Origin of the sequence: Actinomadura kijaniata (assembly GCF_014138665.1) — a bacterium.
GTDB classification, from domain to species: Bacteria; Actinomycetota; Actinomycetes; order Streptosporangiales; family Streptosporangiaceae; genus Spirillospora; species Spirillospora kijaniata.
In genome coordinates, this window is record NZ_JACJIA010000006.1 from 116123 (window position 1) to 132284 (window position 16162).

Genomic DNA, 16162 nt, shown 5'->3' on the forward strand with positions numbered 1-16162 from the left:
GGGCGGGTCAGGCGCGGCCGGGGCGCGCGGGCGGTCCGTCCGCCGAGCCGACCGCGCCCGCGATCTCGTCCAGCCGGAGCCCGGAGGCCGCCACCGACGCGGTGGCGGCCTCCATCGCGTCCCCGGAGCCGACCATGAGCGCGACGAGCTGCGACTCGAAGCAGGTGTGGGCGTCGTAGGGGGCGATGAGGTATCCGCCCAGCTCCAGCGTGATCAGGCCGTGGATCGCGCTCCACAGCCGGTGGGCGACCAGTTCGGGGTCCTCGGCGCGGAACCGGCCGGACGCGACGCAGCGGGCGGCGGACTCGACGACGTTGGCCAGCGTGTAGCGGCCGTGGTGGCGGTCCTCCTCCGACAGCGAGAACCCGCCGAGCGTGGCGCTGCCGAACATGACCGAGTACAGATGCGGGTTGGCCAGGGCGTTGCGCCGGTAGGCCCGCCCCAGCAGCGCGGTGTCCGCGACCGGGTCGTCGGTCGCCCGCACGCGCGTGAGGTGGTCCTGCAGGCGCGCGAAGCCCTCGCGGACCACCTCGCGGACCAGGTCGCCCAGCGAGCCGAAATGGGTGTAGAGGACCATCGTCGAGCTGCCCGCCTCGGCGGCGACCCGGCGCGTGGTCAGGGCCTGCGGCCCCTCGGCCGCGAGCAGCCGGGCGGCGATGTCCACCAACGTGTCGCGGAGATCGGGGTCGAGGCTGCGCGGGCTCACATTGACATTGTTGCATAACACCGATATTTTTTTGGCAAAACACTGTTATTGAAGATCTCCCAGCTTGCGGAGGTGGCGATGCCCTCCACCGTCCCGGACTCCGGCCCACGGACGTCGCTCGCCGCCGCCCCGCCGCGACGGTCGCCCGCCGACGGCCCGTTCGACGTCGTCGGAGCACTCCCTGACGCGCTGGACGGCTGCTACGCGCAGGCGGTGTCCCATCCCAGCGTCCCGGGCTCCCACGGCGACATGCTCGCGGGCCCGCCGCTGCTGGCCGGGGTGCGGATCGCCGGTGGCGAGGCGCGGTGGTTGCGGGGAAGGTTCCCCGTGACGCGCTCCCGTCCCCTGGCGCCGGTCCCGGCGCTGGCCCCCGCGATCTGGCCGAGGCACCCGCGGGACGACGACCCCGACGCGCCCGCCCCCACCGCCTTCGCGCGCCCGGCGCGGGCGGCGGACGCGCCGGTCTGGCACACCGTCGCCACCTGCCCCGGACTCGACCACGCCGAGCACCTGGTCGTCGGCCCGGACGGCACGGTGCTGAGCGCCGAACCGTTCCCGCTCGACGGGTCGCCGCTGGTGCGCATGGTCGCGGCCACCCGCGACCACCTGATCATCTTCGACTCGGGCGCCGCGCACTCCCCGGCCGCCGCGCTCATCGGCGCGCGGGTGGGGGAGACGGCGCGTCCCGGCCGCGCGCCGCGGCTCGGCGTCCTCCGGCACGACCACGCGGGCCGCCACGCGCCACGGTGGATCGACGTCCACCGGCGCACGGTGGTCGAGGTCGTCAACGCCTACGACGACGGCCGCCACATCGTCGTGGACGTCGTGACGCGGGGGCCGTCCCGCGTGACGCGCTGGCGGCTGGACCCCGCGGACGGCCTCCTGGTGGGGGAGCACGCGGTCGGCGCCGCGACGGCCGCGGCGGTCGACCCACGGGTGAGCGGCCGACGGCACCGCCACCTGTTCGCCACGCGGAACGAGGGCGGCGCGACCGTCCGCCGCCACGACCTCGCCGGCGGCGGGGAGCGGGCCGCCGCGCTGGGACCGGGCTGGCGGGTCGGCGCTCCCGTCTTCGCCCCCGACCCGCGCCGCCCCGACGCGGAGGGGGCCGGGTGGATCGTGGCCGTCGCCCGGCATCCCGGCCAGGCCCGGTGGGAGCTGCGCGTGTTCGACGCGCTCGACCCCGCGCGGGACCCGGCGGCGGTGCGGCTGCCCGCCCCGCTGGACGCGGACCTGTCGCGGACCTGGATACCGGCCCGGGACTCCCTGGGCCGCGGCGAGGAGCGAGGCGGCGAGATGACCTTCGACTTCGAGACGTGGTCGCGCCTCGTCTGAACGCGCGGGCCGTCAGCGCGGCCTGGCCCGGAAGGCCCGGCGGTAGGCGCCCGGCGTGGTGCCCAGGGCGTTGCGGAAGCGCCTGCGGAGATTGGTGGCCGAGGAGAGCCCGACGCGGTGGGCGACGGCCTCCAGGGGAAGGTCGGAGGACTCCAGCAGCTCCTGGGCGGCGGCGATCCGCCGGGCGAGGAGCCACCGCCCCGGGCTGGTGCCGAGCTGGTCGGCGAACCGCCGGGCGAGGGTGCGCGTCGAGACGCCTGCCTGTGCGGCCATGCTCTCGACGGTCACCGCTTCACCGAGTCTCCCGGCGACCCATTCCAGCAGCGGCGCGAGCGAGCCGTCGATCTGCGCGGGATGCGGCGGCGCCGAGTACTGCAACTGCCCGCCCTCGCGGTGGGGCGGCATGACCATGGTCCGCGCGACATGGGCGGCGTACCGGGCGCCCTGGTCGCGGCGGACCAGGTGCATGCACAGGTCGAGACCGGCCCCCGCGCCGGCGCTGGTGGCCACGTCACCGTGGTCGACGTACAGCACGTCCAGGTCGACCCGGACGCGCGGGAAGCGCTCGGCGAACTCGTCCACCAGCGCCCAGTGGGTGGTCGCCCGCCGTCCCTCCAGCAGCCCGGCGTGCGCCAGCGCGAAGGCACCGGAGCAGATGCTGACCACCCGCGCTCCCCGGGAGTGCGCGCGGCGCAGCGCCCGGACGACCTCGGGCGAGGGCGGCTCCCCGGCGGGCAGCCAGCCCGGGACGACCACGGTGTCGGCCCCGTCGAGCGCGTCCAGCCCGTCGGTCACGAGCATGTCGTACCCGGCCAGCGTCGCGACCGGACCGGGGCGCTCGGCGCACACGCCGAAGGCGTACCGGGCCGGAAGCCCCGGCCTTTCGACCCCGAACACCTGGGCCGCGCAGGCCAACTCGAAACTCGACTGGGGCGGGCGGATGAGCGCCACCACCCGATGCATGGCAGGAAAGTACCGCATGTTGACTTTCCTGACACACGGGTGAGGCGACGGCCGGCCGCCAAGCTGGTCCCATGACGAGAGAGCGGAACACGCTTGTCTGTGAGTGGTCCACCGTCCGGGACGCCCCGGTCCGGGAACTGTTCCCCGGCATCCGCGCGCGGCCGCTGTGGAGCGGGGCGGGCGGCGCGAAGGCCTACGTGCTGGAGATGGACGCGAACACGTGCTGGGAGGGGGTGGACGTCCACGAACCGGGCCCCGAGGAGGTCTTCGTGGTCTCGGGCGTCTTCAACGACGGCGACCGCGACCACCCGGCCGGCTCGTTCATCCATGCCCCCGCGGGTTCCTCGCATGTCCCGCAGACGAGGACGGGCTGCACGCTGTTCCTCTTCTACCCCGAAGGCTAGGCGCCCGCTGCCCGCGTGACGTCGAGGAGAGAGGCCGGAACGTCCAGGGCCGTCAGTCCCGTCGGCCTGACGGCCCTGTCCGGCCGGTCCGGTCAGTTCGGCGACTCCATGGCGATGCCGGTCAGGGTGTCGACCGCCTCCTGCCGTGGCATGGCGGCGCCCCGGCGATAGGCCCCGGCGTAGCCGTCGCGGCCGAGCCGGTCCGCGAGGGTGGCCGCGAACGCGCCCAGCTCCAGGTCGCCGCGGTCGAAGGCGCCGCGGATGACCTCGCTCATGCCGAGCGCGGTGGCCGCCCCCTCCGCATCGCCCTCCAGCGACCGCAGCCGGGCCAGGAGCTGGGCGGCCAGCGGGAGGTCCATGTTCGCCTGCGCCGCCCGGACGGCGCCGGGCAGCATCCGGCGCGCCCGCGCGGCGTCACCGGCGGTGAGGAGGTTCGCGGTCCTGGCGGGCAGCAGCAGGCTCCGGCTCGTCTCGGCGGGCAGCTCCAGCACGCGGGCGACCCTCTCCAGCCGGTCGAGTTCCCGGTCGGCCCGGTCGATCTCGCCGCGGCGGCGGTACAGCTCCGCCGCGCAGGTGTGGACCTGGATCTCCAGCATGGGCTGACCGCGGTCCCAGGCCGCCCGTTCCGCGGTTCCGAGCTCCCGCCAGGCGCCCTTCGGATCGCCGGCGCGCATGCGCTCCGTGGCGAGCCCGAGCCGGGAGGAGATCTCCTCCTGCCAGGCGAGGCCGGTGCTGATCGAGATGCTGCGCCCGTAGTCGGCGACCGCCTCGTCGTGCCGGCCCTCGACGGCGTGGATCTGCGCCGTGCCGTTCAGCATCATCGCGGTCCAGTACCGGTCGCCCGCCTCCTCGAACGCCCGCAACGCCCGCGCCGCCGCGGTCGCGCCGCCCGCCCAGTCCCCGCGGACACGGCTGCGCAGCGCCTCGACCAGGTGGGTGTGGGCGACGGCCCAGCCGTCCGAGCCGTCCCGAACGCGGGCGATCTCCCGGTCCACCAGGTCGTCCAGCCCGGCCATGGAGGCCGCCGTGAGCGTCATGGTCAGCAGCATCGGGTAGCGCGGCAGCGCGCCGGTCCGCGCGCAGTCCTCGACCGCCGCCCGCAGCCGTTCGGCGTCCCCTCCACCGGCCAGCAGGTGGATCGTGGCGAACGCGGACCTGGCCGCCGGGGGCAGCGCGTCGCCGTACTCCAGCACCCTCGCCACGTAGGCGTCGGCCCGGCCGTCATAACGCAGCGTGTCCCAGTACCAGTACAGCGGGCCGAGGATGCGGGCCGCCGCGTCGGCGTCACCGTCGTCGATGGCGGCCTGGAGGGCGTGCACGAGGTTGTCGTACTCGAACCCGAACAGCCGCAGCGACTCCGCCTGCCGGTGCGAGCGCAGCAGCGGCTCGTGCCGCTCGGCCAGGTCGGCGTAGTGGCGCGTGAGCCTTCGCCGTACGGCGTCGCGTTCCTCGGCGGAGCGGAGTTCGCCGGCCGCGTAGGCCCGGATGGTCTCCAGCATGCGGTAGCCGTCACCGGACCGCTCCACGATGGACTTGTCGACCAGCGAATCCAGCAGGTAGGCGACGTCTCCCACCGAGTCGTCCGAGCACACCGCCTCGATCGGGCCGAGACCGGCCCTGGCCGGGAACACCGACATCCGGCGGGCGAGCGCGCGCTCCTCGGCGGTGAGGAGGTCCCAGCTCCAGTCGATGACCGCCCGCAGCGTCCGCTGCCGCGGCCGGGCCGTCCTGTTGCCGGTGCCGAGCAGCCGGAAGCGGTCGTCCAGCCGCCGGGAGAGCTCGCCGGCGTCCATCGTGCGCAGCCGCGCCGCGGCCAGCTCCAGCGCGAGCGGCAGGCCGTCCAGACGGCGCACGATGTCCACCACCGGGCCCACCGTCGACTCGTCCAGCGCGAAGCCGGGCCGTACGGCGGCCGCCCGGTCGAGGAACAGCCGCACCGCGGTCGCCTCCGCGGCGCGGACGGGGTCCGCGTGCGCCGGGGGAAGGGCGAGCGGGGCCAGCCGGCACAGCGCTTCGCCCATGACCTCCAGCGGTTCCCTGCTGGTGGCCAGGATGGTCAGGTTCGGCAGGCGTTCGAGGAGCCGCCGGGCGAACCCGGCCACCGCTTCGGAGATCTGCTCGCAGTTGTCCAGCAGGAGCACGCCCTCGTCACCGGCGAGCAGGGCGACCGACCGGTCGAGCGGCGTCCCCTGCGGCGGGGCCTCCGCCGCGGTGACCGTGCCCAGCACCGCTCCGGGCAGCCCGTCCGGCGCGTCCACCCCGGCCAGGGGGACGAGCCAGACGCGGCCGCGCCGGTGGGCCCGATGGCGGCTCGCCGCCTCCACGGCCAGGCGGGTCTTGCCCACCCCTCCGGGACCCACGACGGTGACCAGCCGCGAGCCCTCCAGCAGCCCGGCGAGCAGTCTCAGCTCCTCCCGCCGGCCGACGAAGCCGGTCAGCGGGGTCGGCAGCCGCCCCGGTGCCGCCCGGGAGCGCTCCGGCAGCCCGGGTTCGCCGCGCACCACCGTCAGGTGCGCCCTCCGCAGCTCCTCGGAGGGGTCGACGCCCAGCTCCTCGGCGAGCGTCCGGCGCACCCTCTCGAACAGGGCCAGCGCCTCGAACTGGCGGCCGGACGCGTGCAGCGCCCGCATGCCCAGCACGGCCAGCCGTTCGCGCAGCGGATGCGCCGCGGTCGCCGCCTGCAGGTCCGCCAGGATCTCGCCGTGGCCGCCCAGCAGCAGCTTCGCCTCGAACCAGTCCTCGGTGGCCGTGGCGCGCAGCTCCTCCAGGCGGGCGGCGACCGCGCCGGCGAACGGAGCGTCGAGCACGTCGGCCAGCGCGTCGCCCCGCCACAGCGCCAGCGCGTCGCCCAGCAGCGCCGCGGCCTGCGGTCCGGGACCGGCGGCCAGCTCGCCGCGGCCCCGCTCGGCCAGCCTCTCGAAGCGGTGGGCGTCCACGTCGTCGGCGCGTACGTGAAGACGGTACCCACCGGACGCCAGCTCGACCGCTGCGGCCTCGCCCAGCGCCCGCCGCAGCCGGTACACCAGCGCGTGCAGCGCCCTGCCGCTCTCCCGCGGTGGATGATCGCCCCACAGCCCGTCGACGAGCGACTCGACCGGCACCACCTCGCCGGCGGCCAGCGCCAGCCTGGCCAGCAGCGCACGAACCCTGGCCCCGCCGACGTCGATCGGCGCTCCGTCGTCCCCGCAGGCCCGGACCGGCCCCAGCACCTGAATCCGCATGCCCACAAGGCTAGGAGGACCCGCTCACAGGGACCGCGCGGCCTGTCGTAGCGCTGTGAGAGCGCTGTCATCGCCGATCGGCATCGTCGAGAACGTCAACGACGGCTCACCGGAAGGAACGACATGACGGGCAAGGGACACGAGGGGACGCAGCGGGCGCTGGAGCGGGCGGTGGCCGAGTTCGACATCCCCGGCGTCGTCGTCGAGGTCAAGGACGCGGACGGCACCTGGTTCGGCACCGCCGGGGTGGCCGACCTCGCGACCGGGGCCCGGCGCGGGCCGGGGGAGCTCCTGCCCATCGGCAGCGGCGGCAAGGCCTTCACCGCCGCCACGATCCTCACCCTGGAGGCCGAGGGCCGGCTGGGCATCGAGGACCCGGTGCACAAGTGGCTGCCCGGCGCCCTGGCCACCAACGGCTACGACGGCGACAAGATCACCATCAGGCATCTGCTCGGCAACACCGGCGGCCTGTTCGCCACGGGCCTCGCGCCGGAGCTGGTGTCCGGCTACGCCAGCCGGTCCCGGTTCGCCGAGCACCGCTTCGACGTCTGGACCCTCGATGACCTGCTGAGGCTGGCGGTGTCCCAGCCGCCGGTCGGCGAGCCCGGCGAGCGCTTCGTCTACGCCAACGGCGGCTACTACTTCGCCCGCGCGATCATCGAGAAGGTCACCGGCAACAGCCACGCCGACGAGGTCGAACGCGCCGTCATCCGTCCGCTCGGCCTGACCTCCACCTACGCGCGCCCCGACACGGAGACGGGATACCGCGGACCGCACCCGCGCGCGTACTCCACCCAGTTCTACAGGGACGGCGTCGACCCGGCGGACGTCACCTCGGACAACTGGGAGTCGATGATGGAGGACCCGGGCCTCGAACCCCTCGACGTCACCGAGTTCAACACCTCCTGGGAGACCGGCAACCTCATCTCGACCACCGGCGACATGATCCGGTTCATCGAGGCCATGGTCGGCGGCGGCCTGCTGCCGCCCGCGCAGCACCGCAAGATGTGGACCACGGTCCCCACCGAGGGCGCCAACTGGCTGCCGCACACCCGCTACGGCCTCGGCATGTTCGAGCTCGACAGGGCGGTGACGGGCGGGCGCGTCGTGCGCGGTGTGGGCGGCAGCTACTGGGGACACATGTTCTGCGCGCTGGGCGCCCCCGACGACGGGCGCACCGTCGCCTTCCACACCAACAAGGAGGCGACGGGCTGGGACCTCCTCTTCAAGATCGTTGAAATGGAGTTCGGCATCACGATCGACGCGTAGGCACGTAGACACGGGGGCCGGGGCGGCGGGGCACCACGCCCACCCGCCCCGCGGGTCGAAGGCCGGGGACGCCCGGGGGGAGCGGCCCCCTCGGGCGTCCTCCTGCGAAAGGCGGCTCTCAGCGGGGGCCCGGGAAACCGGAGGTGCCACCCGTGATCAGGACGGTCCTTCCCCGGAAGCGGCGCCCCGGCAGGTCGGGCCGGGGCGGCGAACGCCGGTGCCTGCCGACCAGTCCCACGGCCCCTGCGGCCGCTCCTCCGAAAGCCGCCAGCATCGCCCGCCGGTCCGGCGATCGCGGAGCACCGCCCGCGTCATCGATCTCCTGCCACATATCCATGCGGCCAGCGGCGCGGCGGCACGCGCACATGATCTTCCTCCTTCCGGCCGGTTCGCGACGTTCGCCCACCCGGGCCTACGATCGGTCGGCATGGCGTTGCAACTCGTTCAGGTGAACTTCAAAGCCCGGGATGACGCGGCCCTCGGCAGGTTCTGGGCGGACGCGCTCGGCTGGGGTGTCTCCAGCGAGGGGCCCGGTGTGACCAACGTCGAACCCGTGGGCTTCGACTGGCCGGACCCCACCGCCGTCTGCGTCGACGTCGTCACCGTCCCGGACCCCGAAACGGTGAGGTACCGCACGCACCTCGAACTCGCCACCACCTCGGAGGCCCACCAGGTGGAGCTGGTCGCGCGCCTGAAGGATCTCGGTGCGACGCCCGTCGACATGGGTCAGGGCGACGTTCCGTGGACGGTTCTGGCCGACCCGGAGGGCAACGTGTTCCGCGTGCTGGAGCCCCGGCCGATCTACCAGGACACCGGGCCGATCGCCGCGGTGGTGGTCGACTGCGCCGACCCGCGGGCCATGGTCCGGTTCTGGGGCGAGGCGATCGGCTGGACCGTGCACGAGGTGACCGACGATCACGCGCGGCTGCGCTCCGCCAAGGGCGTCGGGCCGTACCTGGAGTTCCGCCGCGCGTCCGGCGAGAACACCGTGTGGCACCGCGCCCATCTGGACGTGCTGCCGTACCCCGGTGACGACCAGGCGGCGGAGGTTGCCCGGCTGCGTGCCCTCGGCGCCACCGACGCCGACGTCGGCCAGGGCGACGTTTCGTGGAAGTGCCTCGCCGACCCGGAGGGCAACGAGTTCTGCGTCCTCGGACGGGGCTGACACGCGGGCGCTTCGTTCCGGCCGGAAAACCGGTTGAGGACTCCTTCCGGGTTCCCGTAGGTTGCCTGCGGCCCGTCGCCGTGAGGACAGAGGACAGAACCGCGTGACCCCGCCTGCTCTCCAGACCTGACACCTTCTTCCGCTCACCTGTAGCCGACCCACCCGTCGGCTCTGCCGGGCTGCCCTCGCGCGCCCGGTCATACAGCGTTTGAGGCCGCGCGTAATCGGCCTCGTGTCAGGTCTAGAGAGCTCATGTCTTCACAACCTCATACCGTGCTGCCCTGGACCGTCCGCCGGACCAGGCTGCCCCTGCTGTCGCTGCGGTGCGCGGACTGCGGCTCGGAGTCGGCCACCACCGGCGAGGGCAGGTTCCGCGTCAACGCCAACGGCAAGCTGCTGCACGTGTGGCTGCTGGTCCGCTGCACCTCCTGCGACAGGACGAGCAAGCTCGCCGTGCACGAGCGAGCGCCGGTCGGTTCCCTGGATCCGGCCGAACTCGACGGCTACCACGCCAACGATCCGGAACTGGTGGCGTCCAGGCTGCTGGATCCGCTGCTCGCCCGGCGCAACCGCTTCGCCCTGGACTGGGCGGGGGCCTGGCGGCTGGACGCCCCGGCGGCCCGGCTCGACGAGGCGTGGCCGGTCCGGGTGGAGGTCACCTTCGAGGATCCGGTGCCGGTGCGTCCGGAACGGCTCATCGCGCGGGGGCTCGGCCTCAGCAGGAACGAGGTGCGGCGCCGGATCAAGTGCGACGTTCCGCTGCGCCGTTCCACGAGCGCCGGGTTCACCTTCGTCGTGATGCCCGAGGACTAGCGGGGCGCGTTCCCGCGGGAATCAGCAAGCAACAACCCACGTCCGGGGGGCGGCTCCGGCACCATGGAGCCGCCCCCCGGGCAACCACGGCGTGCGAGGCGGGCCGCGGTGGACCCGCCCGCTGTGACTCACGCCACATCCCGTTCCTGTCAGCAATCGGGGAGCTGCTCCGCTCAATTCACCGGAAGCAAGCGAACCGACAGGAGCACCCATGAAGCACCGCATCCTCGTCCTCGGCGCCGGCTACGCCGGGGCCTTCACGGCCGGGAACCTGGCCCGCCGGCTGTCCCCGGCGGACACCGAGATCACCGTGGTCAACGCCGAGCCGGACTTCGTCCAGCGGCTGCGGCTGCACCAGTTCGCGGCGGGCCAGGAGATCGAGACCCCGAAGCTCGCCGACGTCTTCGCGGGCACGGGGATACGGCTGCGCCTGGCCCGTGTCACCGCCGTCGACCCCGAACGCCGGGTCGTCGCCGTGGCCGACGCCGACGGCGGCGGCGAGCTGGGCTACGACACGCTCGTCTACGCGCTCGGCAGCCACGTCGACGACCACGGCGTCCCCGGCGTGGCCGAGCACGCCTTCAACGTCGCCGGTCGTTCCTCGGCGCTGCGCCTGCGCGAGCGCCTGGACGGCCTGGACGAACGGAGCGAAGGCGGGAACGTGCTGGTCGTCGGCGACGGACTGACCGGCATCGAGAGCGCCACCGAGATCGCCGAATCCCGGCCCGGCCTGTCGGTGACGTTGGTCGCCCGCGGGGAGCTGGGCGCTCAGCTCTCCGCCGGAGCCCGCGGGTACCTGCGCCAGGCCTGCGACCGGCTGGGCATCACCGTCCTGGAGCACACCAGCGTCGAGGCCGTCGAGGCGGCGCGGGTGCTGTGCGCCGATGGCACCGCCCTGGTATCCGACGCGACCGTGTGGACGGCCGGGTTCGCGGTCAATCCCATCGCCGCCGCCGGCGGGCTGGAGGTCACCGAGAACGGCCGGATCGTCGTCGACCGCATCATGCGGTCGGTCTCGCACCCGGACGTCTACGCCGTCGGCGACAGCGCCTACGCCATCGGCGACAACGGCCGGCCGCTGCCGATGTCCTGCGCCTCGGCCGGCTACACCAGCAAGCAGGCGATCGACGCGATCATGGGACGCCTGACCGGCCACAAGATCCAGCACACCAAGCTGGTCTACCCGGGCAACCACATCAGCCTCGGGCGGCGGGACGGGATCTGGCAGGCGGTCGACGACGAAGGGCGGGCGAAGCCGAGGTACGTGGGCGGCAGGAAGGCCGCGCGGTTCAAGTCGAGCATCATCGCGATGTCGCTGTGGGCCACCTCGCACCCGACCTTCGGCCTGCCCAAGCACAGGCACCGCCTGGCGACGGCGCCGGATGTGTCCGCCGAGAAGGCGTTCGCGTAGCCGTCTAGGGTGATCCGCGTGGACAGCACCGCCGCCGACCGCTTCGACACCGGTCGGTTCGAGGCCAGCCGGAACCGGCTGGCCTCGCTGGCCTACCGTCTGATGGGCTCCGCCGCCGACGCCGAGGACGCCGTGCAGGAGGCGTTCCTGCACTGGCAGGCCGCCGACCGCCAGCGGATCAGGGTGCCGGAAGCGTGGCTGACCAAGGTCGTCACCAACCTGTGCCTCGACCGGCTCCGCTCGGCACAGGCCCGCCGCGAGCGCGCCTTCGGCGCCTGGCTGCCCGAACCGCTCCTGGACGGCGACCCGATGCTCGGCCCGGCCGACACGTTCGAGCAGCGCGAATCGGTCTCCCTGGCCGTGCTGACCCTCATGGAGCGCCTGTCACCCTTCGAGCGGGCCGTCTACGTCCTGCGCGAAGCGTTCTCCTACGGCCACACCGAGATCGCCGAGATCCTCGACATCACCGAGTCCGCGAGCCAGCAGCACCTGCACCGGGCCCGGCGCCGCATCGCCGCCGCGCGCCGCCGCGGCGGCGAGGTCGACCCCGCGTCCGCCCGCAGGGTCGTCGAGGAGTTCCTCACCGCCGCCTCCTCGGGCCGCACCGAACGGCTGGTGGCGCTGCTCACCGACGACGCGATCGCGATCTCCGACGGCGCCGGCCTGACCGAGAGGCTGCTGGAGTACGACACCCCGCAGCGCATCGCCGCCGTCGCACGGGCCGGCTTCAGACCCACGTCCGCGAAACGACGATTCATCGGAGGCACGCCCGCCGTCCACTACGCGCTCGTCAACGGCGCCCCCGCCATCCTCGTCGTGCTCGGCGACCGGGTCGTCGGCGCCGTGGCGTTCGACATCGCCAACGGCAAGGTCGCGGCCGTGCGCGGCATCGCCGCCCCCACCCGCCTCGTCCGCCTCTCCGAAGCCTGGCGGCAGCGCGAACCGGACATGCCGATCATCCCCGAGTGGTGATCGGCACCGCGCTGCCGGTCACCTGCGGCCGACAAGGCTTCCTATGCGACACATGCATTTGCCTAAATCTATTAGGAGAATGCAGAATACTTGTAGGCATAGGGGAGGGGGCATGGCCAGAGCAGGGTTGACTCCGGAGCGTCTGACCCGGGCGGGGGCGGAACCGGCCGACGAGGTCGGGTTCGACCAGGTGACCGTCTCGGTGCTCGCCCGGCGGTTCGACGTCAAGGTCGCGAGCCTGTACCCGCACCTGAGGAACTCCCAGGAACTCAGGACCAGGATCGCCCTGTTCGCGTTGGAGGAGCTCGCCGACCGGGTGACCGACGCCCTGGCCGGGCGCGCGGGCAGGGACGCCCTGGCCGCGTTCGCGGACGCCTACCGCGACTACGCCCGGGAGCACCCCGGCCGGACGCCGCCGCCCGCCTCCGGCTCGACCCCGAGACGGCGGCCGCCAGCGCCGGCGTCCGGCACGCGCAGATGGCGCGGGCGATCCTGCGCGGCTACGACCTCGCGGAACCGGACCAGACGCACGCGGTCCGGATGCTGGGCAGCGTCTTCCACGGCTACGTCAGCCTGGAGACGGCCGGCGGCTTCAGCCACACCGCCGTCGACCCGCAGGAATCCCGGGCCTGGATCCTGGACTCCCTCGACGCCCTGCTGCGGAACCGGGCCACCTCCTGACCGGCGGCCCGCCGCCCGCGTACAGACCGGAAGCATCGATCAACAGGCCGAGGCGATGAACACCGAGCACGACTGGATCACCACACCCGTCACCGCGGGCATCCTGCGCGGTCACATCGACCTGGAGGCGACCGCGCGCGGCCTGCTGCCGCACCGGCTGCCCGCTCGGGCGCGCCGGCAGATCCCCGACGGCCAACTGGCCATCGTCGAGGCGCAGCCCTCGGGCGTGCGGCTGGCCTTCCGCACCCGGGCCACCACGATCGAACTCGACACGCTGCCCACCAAACGGGTCTACCGGGGTTACCCGGCCCCGGCCGACGGCGTGTACGACCTGCTGGTCGACGGCCGTCTCGCCGCCCAGGCCACGGTGGACGGCGGTAACGTGCACACGATCACCGACATGGTCACCCAGTCCTTCGAACCGTCGGAGGGGCCCGTCGGCACCGCCCGCTTCGCCGGCCTGCCCGCGGGGGACAAGGACGTCGAGATCTGGCTTCCGCACAACGAGATCACCGAGCTGGTCGCCCTGCGCACCGACGCCCCCGTCGAACGGGCGCCGGACAGCGGGCGCCGGGTGTGGCTGCACCATGGCAGTTCCATCAGCCACGGCTCGAACGCCGCCCACCCGACCGCCACCTGGCCGGCCCGCGCCGCGGCCCGGGGCGGGGTGGAGCTGGTCAACCTGGGGTTCGGCGGCGGCGCGCTGCTGGACCCGTTCACCGCCCGCACGATGCGGGACGCCCCCGCGGACCTGATCAGCCTCAAGATCGGCATCAACGTCGTCAACACCGACGCGATGCGCCTGCGCGCCTTCACCCCCGCGGTCCACGGTTTCCTCGACACCGTCCGCGAGGGGCATCCGACCACGCCACTGCTGGTGGTGTCCCCGATCCTGTGCCCGGTGCAGGAGGACACCCCCGGCCCGCTCATGCCCGACCTCGCCGGCGGAACCCTGCGGTTCAAGGCCACGGGCGATCCGGCCGAACGCGCCGCCGGGCGCCTGACCCTCAACGTCATCCGCGACGAACTCACCCGGATCGTCAAGCAGTGGACGGCCGACGACCCGAACCTGCACTACCTCGACGGCCGCGACCTCTACGGCGAGGCGGACTACGCCGAGTTCCCCCTGCCCGACGAGGTCCACCCCGACCCCGCGGGCCACCGCCGCATCGCCGAGAACTTCGCGAGACTCGCGTTCGGCGACGACGGCCCCTTCGCCGCCGAGACGAGCTGACCACACCAGCGGTGGAACATGGACCGGCCCGTGCGGCGCCCCGCGCAGGCCGGTCTCCAAGGTTCGACCGTGGTGGCGTCAGGAGGGCTTGATCATCTGATAGAGCTTGCCGATCTTGGTGTCATCGGCGATCAAGGGGAGTGTGTCGAAGGTGAGGCTCCAGTCGGTCACCTTGCCGTGGCGGTACCCGAAGCGTTCGATCAGGCCGAAGGAGGTCGTGCGCTTCTGGCTGTGCACCTTTCCGTGCCACTCCTGGTAGGTGGCGGCGCGGGTGCGCACGGTCTCGCCCGGGGCGAGTTCGGCGTCGGGGGCGGTACTGAGCTTTCCGAAGAGGCGCTGGAGGTAGGCCAGCTTGGCGCCCCGGGTGTGCAGTTTGCGGTCGCCCAGTCCGGTGCCCGACAGCGGTGCCTCGCCCATGGAGTCCACCAGGGCGGCGGCGTCCCGCCGGTTCCAGGCGGCGTTGCGGCCGGGGGCGTTACCGGGGTGCGCGGTGCCCTTGGCGGCCGGGGCGGTGCCGCGGCTCTGGTCCGTCACCCCCTGGAAGAGGTCCTCCAGGCCGCCGTCGAGCGGCTTGAACCACGTGAACCGGTCGTAGTAACGCCGCCCCTGGACCACGTCGCCGTTCTCGTCCACCACGACCCGGTAGATCGCGGGGTACTCGACCTTGCTCCCGTTGAGCGTGGCCTGGTTGTCCGCGCCGTACATGACCACGTTCCGGGCCGTGCCGATGCGGACCGGGTGGAACCTGAGCGACGGGACGAGCTTGAGGGTCGAGCGGATCGAACCCTCGATCTTGGCCCGCCCCGGGATGGGGTCGGAGGCCGCCTCCCAGAGGGTGGCGTTCTCGTGCCACATCTCCGAGTAGACGCCGACCCGCTTCTCCAGGTCCGTGTCGTCGGGGAGGCCGGGGTCGGTGTGGGTCGGCATCCCGCCGAACCTGGTCTGCCGGTCGATGAACGTCTTGGCGGCGGTCGAGACCTTGCCCTCGATCACCGGCTGGCCGTCCGCGTGGGCCGGGCCGGGGACGACCACCGAGACGGTGATCGCCGCCGCGGACAGGGACGCTCCGATATGACGCATTCTCACTGCTGCTCCTTGCGAATGAAGGGGATGGGCGAAGGAAACCGCGGTGCGGACCGCACGCTCGCTCGCCGGGAGCGCGGCCCGTTCTGGGGCCGGACGGTCCGGGAGCCGGGGATTCGCGACTGATGAACTCCAAGACGTCGGCGTTCAGCCGTTCGGTGTGGCTGACGAAGAGGCCGTGGCCCGTCGCGGGGTACTCCTTGCGGACCGCCGGGGACGAGGACGACGGTGCGGCGTCCGCTCACCCGCACGGGAACGGGGAGGTCGGCGTCACCGTGCACCAGGGCGGGCACGGTGATCTTCCGTGGGACGGCGCGGTGATCGGCGTGGAAGGCGGAGTGCCGCATCCGCAACGTCGCCCCAGGGGCCAGCCCCTGCCCGTGGCCCTCGTACGTCAGGCGGGTCCCACCGGGGCCGGTGAAGAACCTATCGCCCCCTCAGGCGGGAAGCTTGTCCAGGAAGCCGTGCACGCGCCCGATACGGCCCTCGCGGGTGAAGACCGCCACGTCGAAGCCGACCACCAGCGGCTCCCCTCCCGCCGGTCCCAGCTCCCAGGTGAAGCGGGCGATGTCGTGGTGGGCGTCCACCGGACCGGCCAGGGTGAAGACCAGGTCGGGGAACTGGCGCTGAACCGCCGCGATGGCCGCGTCGATCGCCTCCAGGCCCCTGGCGACCCCCATCGGATCGGTGTAGACGCCGTCGTGTGTCCAGATCTCCGCCAGGGCGGCGCGGCGCGCCCCCGGGTCGGTCTGGTTCCAGGCGGCCAGGTAGTTCGCCACCAGCTCGTCGAATTTCTGCATGTCCCGAACGTAGAAGTGGCCTGGTGGCCGACGAATCCGTCACGGGTAGGTCATCGACTAGGTAGTTTCCTCATGTGCTTTATGGGCGGGAACGCGAGATTTCAG

The 16162-nt window shown here is 73.2% G+C and carries 13 protein-coding genes and 1 pseudogene; 9 read left to right on the plus strand and 5 right to left on the minus strand.

Annotated features, from left to right (window positions below):
- Positions 1 to 7 precede the first annotated feature (7 nt).
- Positions 8 to 706 (minus strand): TetR/AcrR family transcriptional regulator, encoded by a 699-nt coding sequence (locus tag HNR61_RS23205; protein ID WP_182845312.1) that lies wholly within the window; start codon positions 704 to 706, stop codon positions 8 to 10.
- A 78-nt stretch (positions 707 to 784) separates the two neighbouring features.
- Between HNR61_RS23205 and HNR61_RS23210 the strand changes: the two genes are divergently transcribed.
- Entirely contained in the window at positions 785 to 2041 is a 1257-nt protein-coding gene (locus HNR61_RS23210) for a carotenoid oxygenase family protein (RefSeq protein WP_182845313.1), read from the plus strand.
- Positions 2042 to 2053: 12 nt separating this feature from the next.
- Here HNR61_RS23210 and HNR61_RS23215 read toward each other — a convergent pair whose 3' ends face one another.
- Positions 2054 to 3004 carry a helix-turn-helix domain-containing protein gene (locus HNR61_RS23215; RefSeq protein ID WP_182845314.1) on the minus strand — a complete coding sequence of 317 codons (951 nt, stop codon included), beginning with the start codon at positions 3002 to 3004 and terminating at the stop codon, positions 2054 to 2056.
- 71 nt (positions 3005 to 3075) lie between these two features.
- Here HNR61_RS23215 and HNR61_RS23220 point away from each other — a divergent pair, with 71 nt between their 5' ends.
- On the plus strand, positions 3076 to 3408 hold the full coding sequence (locus HNR61_RS23220; protein WP_182845315.1) for a cupin domain-containing protein: 333 nt from the start codon (positions 3076 to 3078) through the stop codon (positions 3406 to 3408).
- Between the two features lie 92 nt (positions 3409 to 3500).
- Here the strand turns inward: HNR61_RS23220 and HNR61_RS23225 are convergent, their stop codons facing one another.
- A complete protein-coding gene (locus HNR61_RS23225; RefSeq protein ID WP_182845316.1) occupies positions 3501 to 6629 on the minus strand; it encodes an AfsR/SARP family transcriptional regulator in 3129 nt (1042 codons plus the stop codon).
- A gap of 123 nt (positions 6630 to 6752) precedes the next feature.
- Here HNR61_RS23225 and HNR61_RS23230 point away from each other — a divergent pair, with 123 nt between their 5' ends.
- The 7 genes and pseudogenes from HNR61_RS23230 to HNR61_RS23260 all read left to right on the plus strand — a co-directional run bounded on the left by HNR61_RS23230 (position 6753) and on the right by HNR61_RS23260 (position 14174).
- Positions 6753 to 7898 (plus strand): serine hydrolase domain-containing protein, encoded by a 1146-nt coding sequence (locus HNR61_RS23230; RefSeq protein ID WP_182845317.1) that lies wholly within the window; start codon positions 6753 to 6755, stop codon positions 7896 to 7898.
- 427 nt (positions 7899 to 8325) lie between these two features.
- A complete protein-coding gene (locus HNR61_RS23235; RefSeq protein WP_182845318.1) occupies positions 8326 to 9063 on the plus strand; it encodes a VOC family protein in 738 nt (245 codons plus the stop codon).
- Between the two features lie 273 nt (positions 9064 to 9336).
- Positions 9337 to 9876 (plus strand): DUF1062 domain-containing protein, encoded by a 540-nt coding sequence (locus HNR61_RS23240; RefSeq protein ID WP_312898047.1) that lies wholly within the window; start codon positions 9337 to 9339, stop codon positions 9874 to 9876.
- Between the two features lie 211 nt (positions 9877 to 10087).
- The gene (locus HNR61_RS23245) at positions 10088 to 11287 is read left to right on the plus strand and encodes an NAD(P)/FAD-dependent oxidoreductase (protein WP_182845320.1); all 1200 of its coding nucleotides are present in this window, start codon (positions 10088 to 10090) and stop codon (positions 11285 to 11287) included.
- A gap of 18 nt (positions 11288 to 11305) precedes the next feature.
- Positions 11306 to 12259: a sigma-70 family RNA polymerase sigma factor gene (locus tag HNR61_RS23250; protein WP_182845321.1), complete on the plus strand. Its 954-nt coding sequence runs from the start codon at positions 11306 to 11308 to the stop codon at positions 12257 to 12259.
- Between the two features lie 112 nt (positions 12260 to 12371).
- Positions 12372 to 12940 (plus strand): annotated as a pseudogene (locus tag HNR61_RS23255) (TetR/AcrR family transcriptional regulator).
- A gap of 55 nt (positions 12941 to 12995) precedes the next feature.
- Complete coding sequence (locus tag HNR61_RS23260) at positions 12996 to 14174, plus strand: GDSL-type esterase/lipase family protein (protein WP_182845322.1); 1179 nt, start codon at positions 12996 to 12998, stop codon at positions 14172 to 14174.
- Between the two features lie 78 nt (positions 14175 to 14252).
- Here the strand turns inward: HNR61_RS23260 and HNR61_RS23265 are convergent, their stop codons facing one another.
- On the minus strand, positions 14253 to 15260 hold the full coding sequence (locus tag HNR61_RS23265; RefSeq protein WP_182845323.1) for a hypothetical protein: 1008 nt from the start codon (positions 15258 to 15260) through the stop codon (positions 14253 to 14255).
- Between the two features lie 434 nt (positions 15261 to 15694).
- A complete protein-coding gene (locus HNR61_RS23270) occupies positions 15695 to 16057 on the minus strand; it encodes a nuclear transport factor 2 family protein (protein WP_182845324.1) in 363 nt (120 codons plus the stop codon).
- Between the last annotated feature and the right edge of the window lie 105 nt (positions 16058 to 16162).